Origin of the sequence: Propioniciclava sp. (genome assembly GCF_036744435.1) — a bacterium.
GTDB lineage: Bacteria > Actinomycetota > Actinomycetes > Propionibacteriales > Propionibacteriaceae > Propioniciclava.
Genome location: NZ_DAIOIA010000111.1, coordinates 1 through 1,139 on the forward strand (window position 1 = coordinate 1; position 1,139 = coordinate 1,139).

2 pseudogenes are annotated in these 1,139 nt (G+C 71.3%); one reads left to right on the forward strand and one right to left on the reverse strand.

Annotation, left to right across the window (positions count from 1 at the left end):
• Positions 1-452, forward strand: a pseudogene (locus tag V7E09_RS12335) (protein kinase family protein); the annotation flags it as partial.
• A 2-nt stretch (positions 453-454) separates the two neighbouring features.
• Here the strand turns inward: V7E09_RS12335 and V7E09_RS12340 are convergent.
• Positions 455-1,139: pseudogene (locus tag V7E09_RS12340) on the reverse strand (hypothetical protein); the annotation flags it as partial.

Sequence of the window (1,139 nt, forward strand, 5' to 3'; positions counted from 1 at the left end):
TGGGCGCACGAGACTTCGACCCGGAGGGGGACGGCGGCGATGGGCGCGAGAACCCCGACCTGGCCGCCCTGACCGTGGACGGCAACACGGCGACCGCCTGGACGACCGAGCGGTACGGGCGCTCCGCCACCTTCAATGACCGCAAGCCGGGCGCCGGGGTCGTGGTCGACCTGGGTGAGCCCAAGCCGGTGTCGTGGGTGGTGCTGACGCTGGGGGACGCCCCCACGGGCGGTGAGATCCGCGTCCCGAATCAGGCGGATGCGGCTGAACCGCCCATGGACGCGCTCAGTTCGTGGCGTCAGGTCACGACGTTCGAACCGTCGACCGGGCACGTGCAACTCCATCTGCAACGCCCGGTGACGACGCGCTTCGTCCTCGTCTACCTGACGTCGCTGCCTCGCGTGGGGTCCAACTACCAGGGGACGATCGCGGAGATCGCCGTCACCCCCTGAGGTCAGGCGACGGCGTCGGCGAGCGCGTCGGTGAACCGGCTCACCTCGTCCACGCTCACCGACCCCTGGAAGCCGGTCACCTCGATGAGCCCGTAGCGAGGGGTCTCGACGTAGCAGCTCACCATGAGACCCAGCGTGTCCTCCCCGCACAGCATCGTTCCGCCTCGGTAGCTGGAGATGGGCTCGCCCAGTTGCTGTGAAGCGCTGTCGAGATCCTCGGTGGGCTGCGCAGCGACCAGGAGGAAGCGTCCGATGGTCGTCGCGTCGGGGTCGTCGTAGCTCACGAATCCGTCGTCGCTGATGTTCTCGTCGCGGATCCACCCGTCGACGACGGGCGGGGCGTCGAAGGCCGGCCCCGTCGTCTGCGTCGGGCCGGCGCTGGGCTCGGTCGTGACCGGTTCGGGGGTCGGCGTCCTCGTGGGGGCCGGATACCAGTTCGTCGGGGCGGTGCTGGGGGACGCCGCGCCCGATCCCGAGGTCGCCATCAGGTAGATGCCGAAGGCCGCGATCAACGCCATGACCACGCCGAAGACCACCATCGTGGCGCTGGGCCCGCGGCGCGGCGGCCGAGGCTGCAGCGGAGCACCCTGGTGTGGGATGCCCTGGGGTGGGATGCCTGGTGGCGGCCAGCCCTGGCCGACCTGCTGGGCGCCCCACGACGGGGGCTGCGCCTGCGCGCCCTGGCCG